Raw genomic sequence first — 1098 nt, forward strand, 5'->3', positions numbered from 1 at the left:
TTCCAGGGCGCGCCGCACCCGCAAGACGGCGGCTGCCGTAGAGGCCCCCGAGGCCGAAGCGGAGAGCAAGCCGCGCCGCACCCGCAAGACCGCCGCAGCCGCCGCCGAAGCCGGTGACGGGGAAGCGGTGGCCGCTCCGAAGGCGCGGCGGGCCCGTAAGGCCACCGCCGCCGAGGCGGCCGCTCCGGAGATCCCGGCGCAGTCCACCGAGGAGCCGGAGGTCAAGCCGCGGCGCCGGACCCGCAAGGCGGCGGAGTCCGCTGCCGAGGGTGACGCGACGACGCCCAAGCCGCGCCGGACCCGCAAGGCCACGGCTGCGGTGGAGGCACCCGAGGCCTGAGCCGACGGCAGGGCATCGATCACGGTCCGATGGCCGGGTTCACGACAGTGGACCCGGCCATCGGCGTCTTCGCCCGAGCCGAGAGCGCACCCTCACGCCCCCCTCCCCCGCCCCCTCCCGATAGCCTCTCCCCATGAGCAGGCCCGCCACCTTCGTCCCGCCCCCCGGTGCCCGTGCCTATCCCCTCCGTACGGCGCGCGGGGAGTTCGCCGTGGTCGACGCTCCGGTGGCCGCCGGTGTCGGGCCCAAGGGGGTGGCGCTGCTGTTGCCGGGGTTCACCGGGAGCAAGGAGGACTTCAATCCGCTGCACGTGCCGCTCGCCGAGCGCGGCTACCGGACCGTCGCCGTCGACGGCCGGGGCCAGTTCGAGTCGGACGGCCCGGTGACGGACGAGTCGGCCTACGCGCAGGAGGAACTGGCGCGGGACGTCCTCGCGCAGGCGGAGGCGATCGGCGGCCCGGTGCATCTGCTGGGCCACTCCCTGGGCGGCCAGATCGCGCGCGCGGCCGTACTGCTCGACCGCTCCCCCTTTCTGTCGCTCACCCTGATGGCCTCGGGTCCGGCGCAGATCTCGGCGCCCCAGCAGGAGCGCGTGAAGCTGCTCCGCGACGCGCTGGCGGTGCTGAGCTTGGCCGAGGTGTGGGAGGCGCTCCAGGCGATGGAGCCGCCGGAGGAGACGGAGGCGCCGGCGTTCGACGCCGGGCTGGACGACCGGGCCGACCTGCGGCGCCGCTGGCTGTACACGCCCTGCTACATCG

The 1098-nt window shown here is 75.3% G+C and carries 1 protein-coding gene and 1 pseudogene; both read left to right on the forward strand.

Going from position 1 to position 1098, the window contains the following annotated elements; translation table 11 throughout:
* Positions 1-340: pseudogene (locus tag H5J33_RS36160) on the forward strand (ATP-dependent helicase); the annotation flags it as partial.
* Between the two features lie 133 nt (positions 341-473).
* Positions 474-1098, forward strand: a 625-nt coding sequence (locus H5J33_RS36165; RefSeq protein ID WP_181798894.1) for an alpha/beta hydrolase, incomplete at its 3' end; no start/stop codon positions are given.

Origin of the sequence: Streptomyces sp. WELS2 (assembly GCF_013870595.1) — a bacterium.
In the GTDB taxonomy this organism is placed as follows: Bacteria; Actinomycetota; Actinomycetes; order Streptomycetales; family Streptomycetaceae; genus Streptomyces.